This is a genomic window from Streptomyces sp. NPDC031445 (assembly GCF_055581365.1).
In genome coordinates this window covers 56,306-72,450 of sequence record NZ_JBVIJO010000012.1, presented here as the reverse complement: position 1 = coordinate 72,450, position 16,145 = coordinate 56,306, and the positions used below count along the sequence as shown (strand labels likewise).

General features: G+C 74.1%; 12 protein-coding genes. 5 read left to right on the top strand and 7 right to left on the bottom strand.

Features of this window, described 5'->3' with window-relative positions:
• The first annotated feature begins 32 nt into the window (after positions 1–32).
• Both ACZ5DC_RS28460 and ACZ5DC_RS28455 read left to right on the top strand, forming a co-directional pair.
• The gene (locus ACZ5DC_RS28460; protein ID WP_468657307.1) at positions 33–2,825 is read left to right on the top strand and encodes an ATP-binding protein; all 2,793 of its coding nucleotides are present in this window, start codon (positions 33–35) and stop codon (positions 2,823–2,825) included.
• 160 nt (positions 2,826–2,985) lie between these two features.
• Positions 2,986–3,474, top strand: coding sequence for an SRPBCC family protein (locus tag ACZ5DC_RS28455; protein ID WP_468657305.1), 489 nt, complete (start codon positions 2,986–2,988; stop codon positions 3,472–3,474).
• Between the two features lie 92 nt (positions 3,475–3,566).
• Here ACZ5DC_RS28455 and ACZ5DC_RS28450 read toward each other — a convergent pair whose 3' ends face one another.
• A complete protein-coding gene (locus ACZ5DC_RS28450) occupies positions 3,567–5,108 on the bottom strand; it encodes an MDR family MFS transporter (RefSeq protein ID WP_468657303.1) in 1,542 nt (513 codons plus the stop codon).
• Between the two features lie 236 nt (positions 5,109–5,344).
• On the opposite strand from ACZ5DC_RS28450, the gene ACZ5DC_RS28445 reads away from it, so the two are divergent.
• The 3 genes from ACZ5DC_RS28445 to ACZ5DC_RS28435 all read left to right on the top strand — a co-directional run bounded on the left by ACZ5DC_RS28445 (position 5,345) and on the right by ACZ5DC_RS28435 (position 10,692).
• Positions 5,345–5,833 carry a TetR/AcrR family transcriptional regulator gene (locus tag ACZ5DC_RS28445; protein WP_468657670.1) on the top strand — a complete coding sequence of 163 codons (489 nt, stop codon included), beginning with the start codon at positions 5,345–5,347 and terminating at the stop codon, positions 5,831–5,833.
• Positions 5,834–6,405: 572 nt separating this feature from the next.
• On the top strand, positions 6,406–10,062 hold the full coding sequence (locus tag ACZ5DC_RS28440; RefSeq protein WP_468657301.1) for a S8 family serine peptidase: 3,657 nt from the start codon (positions 6,406–6,408) through the stop codon (positions 10,060–10,062).
• A 180-nt stretch (positions 10,063–10,242) separates the two neighbouring features.
• Complete coding sequence (locus ACZ5DC_RS28435; RefSeq protein WP_468657299.1) at positions 10,243–10,692, top strand: hypothetical protein; 450 nt, start codon at positions 10,243–10,245, stop codon at positions 10,690–10,692.
• 16 nt (positions 10,693–10,708) lie between these two features.
• Here ACZ5DC_RS28435 and ACZ5DC_RS28430 read toward each other — a convergent pair whose 3' ends face one another.
• The 6 genes from ACZ5DC_RS28430 to ACZ5DC_RS28405 all read right to left on the bottom strand — a co-directional run bounded on the left by ACZ5DC_RS28430 (position 10,709) and on the right by ACZ5DC_RS28405 (position 16,084).
• Positions 10,709–11,626, bottom strand: a complete 918-nt coding sequence (locus tag ACZ5DC_RS28430) for a TIGR03619 family F420-dependent LLM class oxidoreductase (protein WP_468657297.1) — start codon at positions 11,624–11,626, stop codon at positions 10,709–10,711.
• A 10-nt stretch (positions 11,627–11,636) separates the two neighbouring features.
• On the bottom strand, positions 11,637–12,287 hold the full coding sequence (locus ACZ5DC_RS28425) for an HAD-IA family hydrolase (protein WP_468657295.1): 651 nt from the start codon (positions 12,285–12,287) through the stop codon (positions 11,637–11,639).
• Between the two features lie 246 nt (positions 12,288–12,533).
• Complete coding sequence (locus ACZ5DC_RS28420; protein ID WP_468657293.1) at positions 12,534–13,370, bottom strand: prephenate dehydratase; 837 nt, start codon at positions 13,368–13,370, stop codon at positions 12,534–12,536.
• Positions 13,367–14,323 (bottom strand): hypothetical protein, encoded by a 957-nt coding sequence (locus ACZ5DC_RS28415; RefSeq protein WP_468657291.1) that lies wholly within the window; start codon positions 14,321–14,323, stop codon positions 13,367–13,369. Before ACZ5DC_RS28415 ends, ACZ5DC_RS28420 begins: the two co-directional genes overlap by 4 nt.
• Positions 14,324–14,327: 4 nt before the next feature.
• Positions 14,328–15,302 (bottom strand): 2-hydroxyacid dehydrogenase, encoded by a 975-nt coding sequence (locus ACZ5DC_RS28410; protein ID WP_468657289.1) that lies wholly within the window; start codon positions 15,300–15,302, stop codon positions 14,328–14,330.
• A gap of 266 nt (positions 15,303–15,568) precedes the next feature.
• Positions 15,569–16,084 carry a flavin reductase family protein gene (locus ACZ5DC_RS28405; RefSeq protein ID WP_468657287.1) on the bottom strand — a complete coding sequence of 172 codons (516 nt, stop codon included), beginning with the start codon at positions 16,082–16,084 and terminating at the stop codon, positions 15,569–15,571.
• Positions 16,085–16,145: the final 61 nt, after the last annotated feature.

Sequence of the window (16,145 nt, the reverse complement as noted above, 5' to 3'; positions counted from 1 at the left end):
GCCTCCGTACCACGGCCGTTGGAGGCAGCCCGATGAATGACCTGGATCCGACCGTCTGCCCGGCCTCGACACGGCTCGTCGGACGCGAAGCGGATCTCTCGTTCATCCAGTCCTTCTTCGCCGACTCCGAGGTCCAGGGAGCGGCGCTGCTGCTGTCGGGCGAGGCCGGGGTGGGCAAGAGCGCCGTGCTCGACGCGGTGGCCGCGGGCGCCGTGCACAACGGCGTCCGGGTGCTGCGCGCGGCCGGCGTGCAGTTCGAGGCGGACATCAGTTACGCGGGCCTCAACCAGCTCCTCGTGCCCCTCTTCGACTACCTGGACGTCCTGGACAACCCGCACCGCGACGCCCTGCGGGTCGCCGTCGGCATCGGCAGCGGACCGGCTCCCGACCGCCTCCTGACCGCGACCGCGGTGCTGCTGCTGTTGCGGCTGATCTCCGCCGAGACGCCGCTGCTGGTCGTCGTGGACGACCTGCCGTGGCTGGACCGGGCGACCACCGCCGTGCTCGGTTTCGTGGCCCGCCGGCTCGTCGGCAGCCGGATCGGCTTCCTCGCGGCCTCCCGTGAGGGCTCCGACAGCTTCTTCGAGTCGAGCGGCCTGACCGAGCACCGGCTCAGGCCGCTCGACGACGCGTCGTCGGCCGAGCTGCTCGCGCTCGCCCACCCCGACATCTCCCCCGCGGTACGGCGCCGCATCGCCGCGGAGGCACGCGGCAACCCGCTGGCGCTGGTGGAGCTGCCGGTGGCGCTCTCCACCGAGCAGCGGGCGACCCTGGCGGCGGTGCCCACCGTGCTGCCCCTGACCGAGCGCCTGCAGACCATGTTCGCCTCGCGCGTGGCCGCGCTGCCGGATCGCAGCCGTGAGCTGCTGCTGATCGCGGCCCTCGACGGCACCGGCGACCTGGCCGCGATCGAGGCCGCCGCGGCCGGCCGGGCCGGCGTCGACGACCTGGCCCCTGCCGAACGCGACCGGCTGGTGACGATCTCGGCGGACAACCGGCGGCTGTCCTTCCGGCACCCGCTGATCGGCTCCGCGGTGGTGGAGCTGGCGACCGCCTCGGAACGCAGGCGGGCCCACCAGGCGCTCGCCGGCGTGCTCGGCGAGCAGCTGGAGCGCCGCGCCTGGCACCTGGGCGAGGCGGCGGTGGGCCCGGACGAGACCGTCGCGGCCCTGCTGGAGGAGGCCGCGCGCCGCCGGCTGCGGCGCGGGGACGCCCTCGGCGCGGTGACGGCGCTGACCCGGGCCGCCGGGCTGAGTCCCACGGCGGCGGACGAGAGCCGCCGGCTGGCCGAGGCGGCCTACGTCGGCGTGGACTCCAGCGGTGAACTGGAGGACGCCTCGCGACTGCTCGCCGGGGCCCGGCTCGTCCATCCCGGCACCGGACAGCAGTCGCTGCACGCGGCGGCCGCGTCCGCGTTCCTGCTGATCAACAGGGACGGCGACATCGACACCGCGTACCGGCTGCTGGTCGGGGCGATCGAGTCCGGGGACCACGGCTGGGACGCCGGTGACGACGCCCTGATCGAGGCCCTGCACCTGTTGGTGCTGCTGTGCTGGTACGCCGGTGCCGCCGAGCTGTGGGAGCCGCTGTTCGTCTTCATGGACCGGCTGGTCCCCGGGCCGCCGGAGCTGCTCTCGGTCATCTCCCAGACCTTCGCCGACCCGGCACGCACCGGTGCCCCGGCCCTGCCCCGCCTGGCGGAGCTGATCGCCACCGTCGGGGACGATCCGACCCGCGTGGTGCGCGTCGGCACCGCCTCGGTCTTCCCCGACCGGCTCGGCGACTTCCGGTGGGCCACGCGCCGGCTGATCGAGCAGGGCCGCGCCGGCACCGCGCCCGTCCGCCGGCACCTGGGCGCGCTGATGCACCTGGGTCTGGACTACTACCACCTGGGCCGCTGGGACGACGCCGCGCAACTGGCCGCCGAGGGGCACACGCTGTGCACCAACCACGACTACCGCTTCTTCGCGTGGTACTTCGACTACATCCAGGCCGCCGTGGCCGCGGCGCAGGGCGACGCGGAGACCGCCGCGGCACTGACCGAGGACATCGTCCGGTGGGCGACGCCCCGCGGGGCCCACGGCGCCCGGTTCTTCGCCTGCCACGCCAGGGCACTGGCCGCCCTGGGCAGCGGCGACTTCGAGACCGCCTATCAGCACGCCTGCGCGCTCAGCACGCCCGGGACCGTGGCCCCCTACGTGCCGATCGCCATGTGGGGCACGATGGACCTGGTCGAGGCCGCCATCCGGACCGGCCGGGAGGAGGAGGCCGCGGCCCACGCGGCGGCGATGCGCGCCTCGTCGATGGCCGGGCTGTCGCCCCGGCTGGAGCTGCTCGTCCTGGCCTGCGAGGCGCTGACGGCCACCGGCGAGGAGTCCGTCGCCCTCTTCGACCGCGCCCTGTCCCTGCCGGGACCGGAGCGCTGGCCCTTCGACGCGGCACGGGTGCGCCTCTTCCACGGTGAACGCCTCCGGCGCCTGCGTGCCACCGCGGAGGCCAGGGAACAGCTGACCCAGGCGCTGGAGGTGTTCCAGCGGCTGGGGGCCAAGCCCTGGGCGGCCCGCACGGCGGCCGAGCTGCGCGCGAGCGGGCTGTCCGCGCCGGCCGCCACCAGGCCGGGCCCCGTGGCGCTGACCGCGCAGGAACTGCAGATCGCCACGCTGGCGGCGACGGGACTGACCAACAAGCAGATCGCGGAGCGGCTGTTCCTGTCCCACCGCACGATCGGCACGCACCTCTACCAGATCTATCCCAAGCTGGGCATCACCTCGCGGGCCGCGCTGAGAGACGCGCTCTCCGGCCTCGACCTCGAGCAGGACGACTGAGCGCCCGCCGGACCAGGCGGGCGACGAGGCGTCCGCTCAGTCATTTGACGTATGCCGCTCCGCGCGCGGCACCGCAGAGTGGAGGCGGGAACGGCCTGCTCGGACCGTCCTTCCACGGCGGCCGTACCTGAGCCGCCGGGCCGCGCGAGAGGGGAACCGGATGCTCGATGCCCCGGATGGTCATCCGGACATCCACTGGCCGTCGGGCTTCTCGCCCGACCAGGCCCACGGTTTCTGCCAGGCGCAGGCCGTGGTGCACGCCCCGCCCGCCACGGCCTTCGCCCTGCTCGCCGATGTGACGCGGTGGCCGGACTGGGTCCCGGGCATCACCGGGGCGCGGACCGGGACGCTTCCCCGGACCTTCGACGTGGTCTTCCACGAGCAGCGTTTCGAGATCTTCGTGGGAGAGCACGAACCGCACCGCCGGCTCGGCTGGTCGGGCGTCGGCGCGGGCGTGCAGCTGTACCAGGCGTGGCTGTTCACCGCCGTGGCGGGCGGCACCCATGTCGTGACGGAGAACGTCGTCCGCGGTCCCGTGGCCAAGTCCCTCGCCGCGCTGTCCCCCCTGTGGGCACGGCGCCTGAACACCCTGTGGATCGCGCAGCTGAAGCGGCTCTCGGAGAGCGCGCCGGACGAGCGGGACGCGTAGCGGGCACCGCCCGGCGGCTGTGGGCGTCCGGACACGCCGACGGCCGGCACCCGGTGCGGGCGTCGGCCGTTCGAGGACGTGCTGCGGGGGGATCAGGCGGCCTTGGCGGTGTCCTCGGCGGTGAGGCGGGCGTCGTCGGCCGCGGGGGCGGCGGGGGCGGACTTCCGGGCGGGCCGGAGGAGGACGGCGAGGACGATGCCGACGGCGAGGGCGGGCGCGATCCAGAGGTACCCCGTGGCCGTGGCGTGGGCGAAGGCGTCCAGCGCGGTCTCGCGCAGCGCGGCGGGCAGCCGTCCGATGGTGTCGGGGCGGGTGGCGTCGAAGCCGCCGCCGGTGGGCAGGGCGTGGGTGCGGTGGGCGAAGCCGGTGTTGAGCAGGGTGCCGAAGACGGCGACGCCGAAGGCCGCGCCGATGGAGCGGGCGAAGGTGACCACGGCGCTGGCGGCGCCGAGGTCGGTGGCGGGCACGCTGTTCTGGACGGTGGTCAGCACGACCATGGGCACCATGCCGATACCGACGCCGGTGATCAGGAAGTAGACGCTCAGCACCAGGGTGCCGGTGCCGGCCCCGATCGTGCCCAGCAGGAGCAGTCCGGCGAGGTTGGCGGCCAGCCCCGCGAGCAGGATCACCCGCAGCCGCTCGACGTGCGCGGCCCAGCGTCCGGCCAGGGACTGGCTGACGACCAGGCCGGCGACCAGCGGCAGCATGTAGATGCCGGACAGGGTGGCGGAGACACCGTGGACGATCTGGAGGTAGGTCGGCAGGTAGACCAGGACGGCGAACATCGCGGCGTTGGCGAAGAACCCGATCAGCGAGGAGAAGACCACGGTCCGCGAGCCCAGCATGGCCGGGGGGAGGACCGGGGCGGCGGCGCGGCGCTCGACCGGCGCCAGCAGCGCGCCGAGGGCGACGGTGGCGACGATCAGGCCGACGATGGCCGGCGAACCCCAGCCCCAGCGCTCACCGAAGGAGGTGATCAGGACCAGGCCGGTGGCGATGCCGGCCAGGAGGGTGGCGCCGGCGTAGTCGACGCGGGCCTTGGCGCCGCGGGTCGCGGTGGGCAGCGCACGGGCGGCGACGGCCAGGGCGACGATGCCGAAGGGCAGGTTGACCAGGAAGGCCCACCGCCAGGACAGCTGGTCGGTGAAGACACCGCCGAGCAGGGGGCCGACGATGCTGGCGACGCCGTAGACCGAACCGAACATGCCCTGGTACCGGCCGCGTTCGCCCGGCGCGACGATGTCACCGACCAGGGCGAAGGTCAGTACGATCATGCCGCCGCCGCCCACGCCCTGGAGCACCCGGGCGCCGATCAGCTCGGGCAGGTTCTGGGCGAGGCCGCAGGCCACCGACGCGATCAGGAAGATCGACGTCGAGGCCAGGTACAGGCGCTTGCGGCCGAACATGTCGCCGAGCTTGCCCCACAGCGGGGTGACCGCCGTCGAGGCGAGCAGGTACGCGGCGCTGACCCACGCGATGTCGTCGAACCCGTTCAGGTCCTCCGCTATCCGGGGCAGCGCCGTCGAGACGATCGTCTGGTCCAGGGCCGCCAGCAGGACCGCGAGGATCAGCGCGCTCATCGCGGCGGCGACACCCCCCTTGCGGGGTGAGGAGGACTGCTGTGTCTTCGGCATCGCAGGTGCCTTTCTGGAAGTGGTGGGCGGGCGCGCCGGCCGTGGCACAAGACAAGAGCCTCAGCGCGATCGCAATACCTCGCTTATCTGTCACTTCAATGTAGCACTTACTCGATGCACTTACACATTCCAGTGGCCCTAACTGTGCGAGGCTCCACATTTCCTGGCCTAGACTCGGTGCGGTGAGAGCCGACGCAGCACGCAACCTGGAAGCCGTCCTGACCACCGGAGCCCGTATGCTCGCCGCCGATCCCGGCGCGAGCATCGCGAGCATCGCCGCCGAGGCGGGCGTGGACCGGCGCACCGTCTACCGGCGCTTCGCCTCCCGCGAGGAACTCCTCGCCGCCATCTACGACGCCCGCCTCACGGCCATCGAGGAGGCCATCGAGGACGCCCGGCTCCGCGAGGCACCCGTCGCCGTCGCCCTGCACCGCTACGTCGAGAACATCATCGTCGTGAACCGCACCTGGCCGGTCGACCTGAGCCGGATGCTCGCCGACGACGCCGTCCCCGCACGCCGCGACGCGGCCATCCGCGAGGTCGACGTCTTCCTCGCCCGCGCCACCGACGAGGGTCTGCTGCGCCCCGGTCTGCCCGAGGGGTGGGCCGGCGCGCTGCTGCCCCAGCTGATGCACCTGGTGTCCCGGCAGATGCCCGAGCTGAGCCCCGGACAGGCCGCCGACCTCGTCGTCGACACCCTGCTGAACGGCGTCGGGGCCTCCTGACACACCCTCGGACACACCGACGGGCCCCGGGTGGCACAGGGACACATGTGCCACCCGGGGCCCGTCGACCGCCGCCGCGGCGGTGAGGTCGTCCGCCGCCGCTCAGCTCATTCCACGACCTGCCGGGCCGTGTCCGGCGCCGAGGACTGCTGTGTCTCCTCGTCATGGTGGCGCCGGGGCGCCGACGACGGGGCCGGGGCCACGGTCCCGGGGAGGCGGACGCGACGGAGTCGGGACGGCTCAGGGGCGGAGTCGGTGCGCTTCAAGGCTTCTCCCATCGATGCGTTCGACCGGCCGTACCCGCCCCGCGGCGCGCGCGGCGCTGAGGGGGCGGACGGGGTGGGTGTTCCAGGGAAACCAGCGAGGGCGCACACACATTCCGGGTCGGACCGGTCCGCACCGGCCCGCTTCCCGTGTCCACTTGGCGTCACGGCACAACCGCGCCAGAGCGCGGTGACATGTGCGCGGGGCCGGCTGCCGAATGATTCAGGCATCCCGTACCACGTCCTACGAAGGGACCTGTCGTGCCGCCTCTGCCTTGGCGCAGACGCGGGTGGACGACGCTGTGTGCCGTGTTCGCGGTGCTGGCGGCGTCACCCGCCCCGGCCTTCCCGGCCGCCGAACCGCCCGTCCCGTCGCCCGCCGCTGCCACCGCCCCGGCGGCGGTCCCGCCCGGCGCACCCCGGGTGACCCTGGTGACCGGTGACACGGTCACCGTCGTACGGGCCCCCGACGGCACCCTGAGCCACCTGGTGCAGGACCCCGAAGGCCGCTACACCGGTTTCGAGACCCACCGCAGCGGGCGGAACACCTACGTCTATCCCCGCGACGCGCTGCCGTACGTCGCCGCCGGCCTGCTGGACCGCGAACTGTTCGATGTCACCCGGCTGTTGGCCGACTGCTACGACGACGCGCACCGCGACCGGCTGCCGCTCATCGTCACCTACACCGACGCGGACCCCGGTCGCCGGACGGCACCGCGGGGGGCCCGCACGACGCGCGCGCTGGACAGCATCGGCGGCGCGGCGCTGGCCGTGGACCGCTCGGCGGCGTTCTGGACGTCGGTCACCGGCGGCGCCGCGGCACGGGCCGCCGGCCGGCGGCCCCGGCTCCAGGGCGGCATCGCCAAGATCTGGCTGGACGGCAAGGTGAAGGCCGCCCTCGCCGACAGCACCGCGCAGGTGGGAGCGCCGCGGGTGTGGGCCTCCGGCGACACCGGCGAAGGCGTGGACGTCGCGGTCCTCGACACCGGTGTGGACACCGGACACCCCGACCTCGCCGGCAGGATCGCCGCCACCGCGGGCTTCGTGCCCGGCGAGTCCGTGACCGACGCGAACGGCCACGGCACGCACGTGGCCTCCACCGTCGCCGGCACCGGTGCCGCGTCCGGCGGACGGGAGAAGGGGGTCGCGCCGGGCGCCCGGCTGCACATCGGCAAGGTGCTCTCCGACGACGGCTCCGGCCAGGACTCCTGGGTGCTGGCCGGCATGGAGTGGGCGGCCCGCGACCAGCACGCGAAGATCATCAGCATGAGCCTGGGAGGCCCGTCCACCGACGGCTCCGACCCGCTGAGCATGGCCGTCGACCGGCTCAGCGAGGAGACCGGGGCGCTGTTCACGGTCGCCGCGGGCAACTCCGGCCCCGACGGCTACACCGTGGGCGCTCCCGGGGTGGCCGATGCCGCCCTGACCGTGGGCGCCGTCGACGGCTCCGACACGCTCGCCGGCTTCTCCAGCCGCGGCCCGCGTCCCGGTGACCGGGGCGTCAAGCCGGACCTCACCGCCCCCGGCGTGGACATCCTCGCCGCGCGCTCCCAGTACGCGCCGGAGGGCTCGGGCCCGTACCAGACCCTGAGCGGCACCTCGATGGCGACGCCGCACGTCGCCGGAGCCGCGGCCCTGCTGGCCGCGGAGCACCCGGACTTCAGCGGACGTCAGCTCAAGGACGCCCTCGTCAGCACGACGGCGGCGACGCCCCGGTACACCCCGTTCGAGGCCGGCACCGGCCGCCTGGACATCGCCGCCACCACGACGGCGACCGTGTTCGCGACCGGCGGCGCCGACTTCGGCTTCCGCTCCTGGCCGACCCCCGCCGGCACGACCGCCGAACGGAAGGTGACGTACACCAACACGTCCGACCGGCCGGTCGCCCTGCGGCTGACGGCCGGCGGTCCGTTCACCGTCTCCGCCGACCGGCTGTCCGTCCCGGCGCACGGCACCGCCGCGGTCACCGTGACGGCGCACTACGACCAGGTCGTCGCCGACCGGGCGTCGGCCGCCTTCCTGACGGCGGCCGACGACTCGGGCACCGTCCGCGCCCGTACGTCGCTGAGCGCGGCCAAGGAGGGCGAGCGCCACCGGCTCACGCTGAAGGCGACGGACCGCGCCGGACGGCCGGCCGGCGGCACCGTCATCCTCACGGCGAAGAAGTTCTGGCTGCCCCTGGCGCTCGACGGCTCCGGGACCGCGGACCTCCGGCTGCCGCCGGGTTCCTACACCGCGTGGCTGGACACGCCCCTGGAGGGCGCCCACGGTCCGCACTCGGTCGGACAGGGCCTGCTGGCCGTCACCGACATCGACCTGAGCCAGGACCGCACGGCGGTCTTCGACGGGACCAAGGCCCGCCAGGTGAGGGCCGTGACGCCGGACCCGAGCACACCCGACGGCTCCCGCGTGAACCTCTACCGCGGCTTCGCCGACGACGACTGGTCCTCGTCCTCCCGCTGGACCGACGCCTCCTACGACAGCGTCTGGGCCCTGCCCACCGGACGCGCGGTGCGCGAGGGCGAGTTCGTGTTCGGTACGCGGTGGCGGCTGCGGCAGCCGGCGCTGTCGGTGGCCTCCGGCGACGGGGTCTTCGACGATCTGCGCGCCGCGCCCGGAGCGACCCCGCTGCCCGAGGGACACCACCGCCTCGGCGCGGTCTTCGCGGGCGACGGCGCCCCCGCCGCGTACGACTCGCTCGACGTCCGGGGGAAGGCCGCCGTGGTACGCCGCGACGACACGGTGCCCGTGCCCCGGCAGGCCGCGGCGGCGGCCGCGGCGGGCGCCCGGCTGCTCCTGGTCGTGAACGACGGTGACGGCCGGCTGCAACCGTGGGAGGACTCCCCCTGGCTGCCGGCGGATCCCCCGCCGCTGACCGTCGCCACGCTCACCCACGACGAGGGCGAACGGCTCATCGCCCGGACGTCCGGCCACGCCCCTGCCCCGCTCTCGGTCACCTCGCACCCCGTCACCGAGTACGTCTACGATCTCGCCCACGACTACCGGGGCGCCGTCCCCGCCGACCTCGTCCACCGGACCGACCGGCGCGAACTGGCCCGCGTCGACGTCTCGTTCCGCAACTACCGTGCCGGGCGGGCGCTGGAGAACCGCGACGACGTCACACCGGCGGGCGGCAGCGCCCTGAACCCCTCGGACGCCCCGGCCCGGGGTGACCGCACGGACTGGGTCACGGCGGGCGAGCCCTGGTCGGACCGGGCGCAGATCCCGGCCGAGCAGCAGCAGTACGCCCCCGCCGTCACCTACCGCGCCGGATCCGCCGCCCGGGTCAGCTGGTTCGGGCCGGTCCAGCGGCCCCGGCTCCTCGACGGGAACGCTCCGGTCCGCCAGGACGACAAGCTGTACGTGTCCGTCCCCGGCTGGGGCGACTCGGGCACCGGTCATCTGGGCGGTACGTACGGCAACTTCGGCGTCGACAACCAGGTGCGGCTCTACCAGGGTGACGAGCTCGTCCGCGAGATGGGCCGCTACCAGCTCACCATGACCGTGTCCGGGCTGAGCCCGGCACCGCTCCCCTACCGTCTGGTCTCGGAGAACTCCCGTGACGCCTGGGCCGCGCCCTACTCCACCGCCACCCGGACCGAGTGGGCCTTCACCTCGCGGGCGGGAGCGGCGGGCGAGCAGGCCCAACTGCCGCTGATCCAGCTCGACTACGGGGTCGCCACCGACGCCTCCGGACGGGCGGGGCGGCACGCGGGCCTGACGGTGACCGCCTCACACCTGCCGGGGTCCACCGGTACCGCCGCGATCGGGACGGTGGGCCTGGAGGTCTCGTACGACGACGGGGTCACCTGGCGGCCCGCGGCGCTGCGGCACGCGGGCACCGGGTGGCGGACGCGGCTCGACGCCCCCCGCACCGCCCGGTTCGCCAGCCTGCGCGTGGACGCGCGCGACGCCCGCGGCAACAGCGTGCGGCAGAGCGTCGTACGGGCCTTCGGGCTGAAGTAGCGGGTGCCGGGGCGGCCTGGCCGGCCGCCCCGGCACCGCGTCCCACGCCCACAGGTGTGACGACTCTACGTCTCCCGCGTCAGACACATGACACTGCTTCAGTACGACAATACGGGTAATGTCTCTTTTGTCGTATCGCTGGAGGGTTCCCACTCCCCTGTGTCACGCCAAGGAGATCTCATGCGGTCACTCACCAAGGGCCTGCTCGCCGGAGCAGCCGGCACCGCCGCGCTGAACGTCGTCTCGTACGGGGACATGCTGCTGCGCGGCAGGGGGTCCAGCAACGTGCCGGCGACGATCGCGGGGAAGCTCGCCGGCGGAGCCGGGGTGCCGCTGGGGGAAGGTGAGGACGAGGAGCACCGCGAGGAGGCCCTCGGCGCGCTGCTCGGCTACGTCACCGGCCTCGGGGTCGGAGCGGCGTACGGGTTGGCGCGGCGCGACGGGAACCTCCCGGTCTGGGCGGCCGGGCCGCTGCTCGCCGCCGCGGCCATGGCCGGCAGCGACCTGCCGGCCACCGCCCTGAAGGTGACCGACCCCACCACCTGGAGCCTCACGTCGTGGGTGTCGGACATCGTCCCGCACCTGGCGTACGGCTTCACGGCGGCGTCGGTGTACCGGGCGCTGCGCTGACCGGAACGCCCGGCGATCAGCCCGCGCGGACCCCTTCGAGGAAGCGGCCGGCCAGGTCGACCCGTTCGCTGAGGGAGGTGCGCGACTGCCCGAAGTCCACGAACAGTTCGTGCACCCCTGCCTCGGCCGCGGCCCGCGCGTAGTCGACGAACTGCTCCAGCGTGCCCGCACGGGGCATCTGCTCCGGGCCGGTCCTCGTCTCGGTCAGTTCGAGGTTGACGCGCAGGGCGATGTGCAGGGTGGACGGGTCCCGCTCCGCGCGCGCCGCCTCCTTCAGGACGGTGTCCCACATGCCCATCAGGTGCGCGAGCGGCATCGCGCCGGGCAGCCAGCCGTCGAGCCTGCGCCCGATGCGCCGCAGGCCCCGGGGGGTGAACGCCGCGAGCAGCACGGGGGGCCCGGGCCGCTGGCACGGCTTGAGCCCCACCACGGTCTCCGGGACCGTGAACAGCGGTCCCTCGTGGGCGAAGACGTCGTCGGCCCAGTACCCCTCCAGCACGTCCAGCGTCTCGTCGAGCCGCGCGCCCCGGCCCTGCCACGGTACGGAGACCGCGGTGTACTCGTCGGGCATCCAGCCCAGGCCGATGCCCACGGTGAGCCGCCCCTGGCTGAGGACGTCGAGGGTGGTCAGCGAACGCGCCAGCATGATCGGCGGCTGCCACAGGCCGTTCAGCGTGCTCGTGCCCAGGCGGACGCGGCTCGTGTGCGAAGCGGCGAAGGTGAGCGCCACCAGGGGGTCCATGTGGTTCTCGTAGACGCGGGGCATCACGCCGTCGCGGCTCGGGTACGGGGCGCCCGGAACACGGGGGGCGAGGACCCGGTCGCCCGTCCACAGGGAGTCGTACCCCATCTCCTCCGCGGTGCGGCAGACGCGCAGCATGCCGTCCGGCGTGGCGTCGGGGCCGAAGGTGGGGAGGGCCAGACCTAGTCGCATGTGTGTCTCCTCAAGGTGTCGTCCGCTCGGGACGCACGTCCGTCAGCGCGACGCCGAGCAGGTTTTCCAGGGCGGCGACCGTTCGCGCGGGCTGCACCGCGTGGACGGTGGTGAAGCCGAGTGCCGCCGCGGGGGGAAGGTACTGCTCGGTGTCGTCGACGAAGACGCACTCCTCGGCCGGCAGGCCGAGTCGCTCCAGCACGAGCCGGAAGATCTCCGGCTCGGGTTTGCGCGTGCCGTGGAGTTCGGAGAGCACCACGGCGTCGTAGCGGTCGTCCACCTCGTACCCGTCGTAGAGGTTCCACGGGCTCAGGCCGACGGAGTTCGAGAGGATGCCGACCTTCACCCCGGCCCGGCGCGCGGCGGCGGCCGCGGCGATCACCGTGGTCTCGGGGCGCAGGTCGGCGAAGATGCGGCCCATCAGGTTGTCCGGCGCGATGCCGAGCAGCCGTCCGGCCGCCTCGTTCCACTGGGTCTGGCTGAGCGTGCCGCGCTCCAGTTCCTCGGTGAGCCGGATCCCCTCGGGATTCAGGTACAGGCCGGTGAGCAGCGTGCCCTCCGCCAGTCCCGCGCGCTGTTCGAAGGCGAGCGCGGCGGGCAGCAGAGGTGTCGTCAGCACACCACCGAAGTCGAGGACGAGGCCCTTGCGGTGCTGGATCATGCACACACCCTAGAAGGCCGCCCGGTCCCGGCTGCCACCAGGTCACCATGTTTCTCGCCGGACTGTGCTTCCCGCCTGACCATGTTTCTCGCCGGGCAGGCACATGTGCGACGCCCGCCCCCTCCGTGAACCCCGCGGGCGGCTACTGCGTTGTCCTGGTGAAGGGGCTCTTCGCCGCCCCGGCGACGGCGGCGAAGAGCCCCGGCCCCGGCCGCACGGGTCCCCCCGCGCGTCACCCGGGCCGGTTCAGCCCTTCAGCCGGTGCGGATGTGCCGGGTACACACCCAGGACGCGCACCTCGGAGGAGAAGAACCGCAGTTCGTGCAGGGCGAGGGCGACGCGCTCGTCGTCGGGGTGCCCCTCGATCTCGACGTAGAAGCGGCTGGCGTTGAGCCCCGCGCCGATCTGGTAGCTCTCGATCTTGGTGAGGTTCACGCCACTGCTGGCGAACCCGCCGAGTGCCTTGTACAGCGCACTGGGGATGTTGCGCACGCTGAAGAACAGGCTCGTCATCGTCGGCTCCCCGGTGGCGGGGGCCTGGGCGGCGTCCCGGGACAGCACGACGAACCGCGTGGTGTTGTCCGGGTCGTCCTCGACGCCGGAGCGCAGCACCTCCAGGCCGTGGAGCCCGGCCGCGGCGGGCGGGGCGAGCGCGGCGTGCCGCGGGTCGCCCAGCTCGGCCACCTCGCGCGCCGCCCCGGCCGTGTCGTCGCTGACGAGGGTGCGCCAGCCGCCCTCCCGCAGCAGCTTGCGGCACTGCCCCAGGGCATGGACGTGGCTGCGTACGCACTCGACCTGGTCCAGGGTCGCGCCGGGCACCCCCATCAGGTCGAAGCGGATGGCGAGGAAGTACTCGGCGACGATGGACAGTCCCGACTCGGGCAGCAGATGGTGCACGTCCGCGACGCGTCCGGCCGCGGAGTTGTCCACCGGGATCACGGCGACGTCGGCGGCGCCGCGTGTCACCGCGTCCAGGGCCTGCTCGAAGCTCGTGCAGGGCAGTTCGGCGCTCCCGGGGTACAGGGCACGTGCGGCGGTCGCGGAGTTGGAACCAGGTTCACCCTGATATGTGACGGTTGTCACAGATTTGCACCTTTCCGGGAGGTTCCGTCGTCGGGCGGCAGAAGCTGCGTCGCGTACCGCACCTGCTGAAGTATCGGTGCACTGGCTTCCACCAGGTGCACCAGGGGGTGCTCACCGGCGTACCCATACGCCGCCAGCGCGTGGTCGAGGGCCGACGCGACCACCTGGTGGACGGCGTTCCCGGCCCGCAGCACACGCGCGGCGAGCCGCTCCTCGGCGGGCGCGGGCAGGCCCAGCCGCGCGGAGGGCGCGCCGTGCAGGGCAGCCGCCAGGCTCAGCCGCTCGTCGTGCAGCACGGCGGCCAGTTCGGCGGCCACGGTGGCGGGCCTCACCGGCCCCCATGCCGCGCCGGACGCCGTGGCCGGGGCGGTCGTCGTGGCCGGGGCGGCCAGTGCGTCGGTGATGCGCCGGGCCGCTCCCAGGGCCTGGGCCGCGACCGCCGTCCACAGGAACGGCGCGTCCGCGGCGCGCAGCGGGGCGGCCGCCGCGTGGGTGGCGAACCCCGCGGGCACGTGCACGCCCTCCAGCCGGAACACCGGTCCGGGCCCGGCGGCCTCGCCCGGGACGGCGTGGACCGCGCCCCGCAGCACCTCGGAGGGCACCGCGAACAGGTCCGGGCCGCCATGCGAGGCCATGACCGGCCGGGAGGGCCGTTCGCCGCCGGTGAGCGGCAGCGCCAGCCAGGATCCGGTCCCGTCGTGCGCCGGCAGGCGCCACCGTCCGGACAGGGTGAAGCCGCCGTCGGCGGCCGGCCGCGCCACCGGGGTGTCCGGGACGTCCGCGCCGGCTACGGCGGTGGCCAGCGGCGCGGCCCAGTTCCAGGCGGTGGTGAAGGCCTCCCAGGCGGCGGACGGATCGCCGTGGGCGTGGCCCTCGTAGGACGCGAACACCTGCGCGAGCCCGGTGCCGGGTCCCAGCACCCGCAGATGGTCACCGTGCGTGGACGTCGTCATGGGCTCACGCCGCCCGTACGACATCGTCACCGTCGGCCGCCGTCGTCAGGACGACGTTGTGCAGCTCCTCGCCCCGTGCGTACCGGCGCAGTTGCCGGCGCAGGAAGTCCTCGGTCATCGCCGGGAACGCGTCGGTGAAGGCCGCCACGTGCGGGGTGATCAGGACGCCGGGCAGGTGCCACAGCGGATGGCCGGGCGGCAGCGGCTCCGGATCGGTGACGTCGAGCGCGACCCGGATACGGCCCGCGCGCACCTCCTGGACCAGCGCGCCGGTGTCCACCAGCTCCCCGCGGGCGACGTTCACCAGCAGGGCGCCCTCCTTCAGGAGGGCCAGCGCGTCCGCGCCGAACATGCCGCGCGTCCGCTCGGTCAGCGGCGCGCACAGCACCACCGCGTCCGCCGTGGGCAGCAGCTCGCGCAGCTCCGCCGCCCCGTGCACACGTCCGGCCGGGGTGGTGCGCGAGCTGCTGCCCACGAGGACCGTCTCGCACCGGAACGCGCCGAGCCGGGCGGCGACGGCCGCGCCGACGGCGCCGTAGCCGATGACCAGGACGCGCTTGCCGACCAGCGAGGTGCGGTACTCGGGCTGCCACGTCCCCTCGGCCTGGCGGGCACCGAACACGTCGAGTCCCCGGGACAGGGCCAGCAGCAGGGTGACTGCCAGTTCGGCGGTGGCCTCGCGGTGCACGCCGCGCCCGGTGCTCAGCCGGGTTCCGGGCGGCATCGCGTCCAGCAGCGGCAGCATGTGGTCGTAGCCGGAACTGAGCAGCTGGAGCACCTCCAGGTTGCGCATCCGCGGCAGGACGGGGCGCAGCACCCGTTCGGCGCCCGGGACCGGCGGGCCCACGAGGAAGCGGACCTCGGCGGGGTCACCCGGCAACGGGCCGGACCCGTCCCAGTACGCGTAGGTGAGCCCGTCCGGCAGGCCGGATATCCGGCTGCGGTGGTACGGGAGCCAGACGGTCGTGCCGTCCTTCATCGTGCATCAGCTTCTTCCCGCTCAGGTGCCGCGTGGGGCGGCACCGACGTGCGGCCGTTCGTGCAGCGGTGGGGTGTTCGCACCGGACCGCGTCCCCGCGGAGCCTGTCCACGCCGCGGACGCCGTCCGGGACCGCCTCGGTCGGCATGTACTCGTTTCCTCACTTGTGTGGACGTATGTGTCATGGGTGGGGGTTCATGTGAGGCTCGTCACCCAGGTGTGTCCGACCTCCCGCGACCCGGCATACGTGTCGGGCCGCGGCCCGCTCACCGCGGGTGCGACGGCGCTCCCGGGTCCAGTGCGCGGTAGCGGCCGCGGTGGAAGATGAGCGGTTCCCGGGCGGCATCCGCGCCGAGCGCGAGGACGCGGCCGAGGACCAGGGTGTGGTCACCGGCCGCGTACTCGTCCCACAGCTCGCACGAGACGAACGCACACACACCGTCCAGCCGTGGTGCGCCGCCCGGGCCCGGAGACCATCCCACCCCGTGGAACCTGTCGTTCCCGGAGCCGGCGAACGCGGCGCTGACGTCCGCCTGGCCGGCGGCCAGGACGTTGACGCCGAAGGTGCCCGCCGTGCGGATGAGGGGCCAGGTCCGCGAGGTACGGGCCGGGGAGAAGGAGACGAGCAGGGGTTCGAGGGAGAGGGAGACGAAGGACTGGCAGGTGAAGCCGAGCGGGCCGGCCGGCCCGCCGGCCGTGATGACGGCCACACCCGTCGCGAAGTGCCCGAGCACCTCGCGCACGGTGCCCGCGGTGTCCGCCGGCGCGCTGAGGTCGAACATGTGCCTTCTCTTCTTTCTCGCCCGCCGGGCGACGGCGACGGCCATGGGCCCGCCCGGCGGG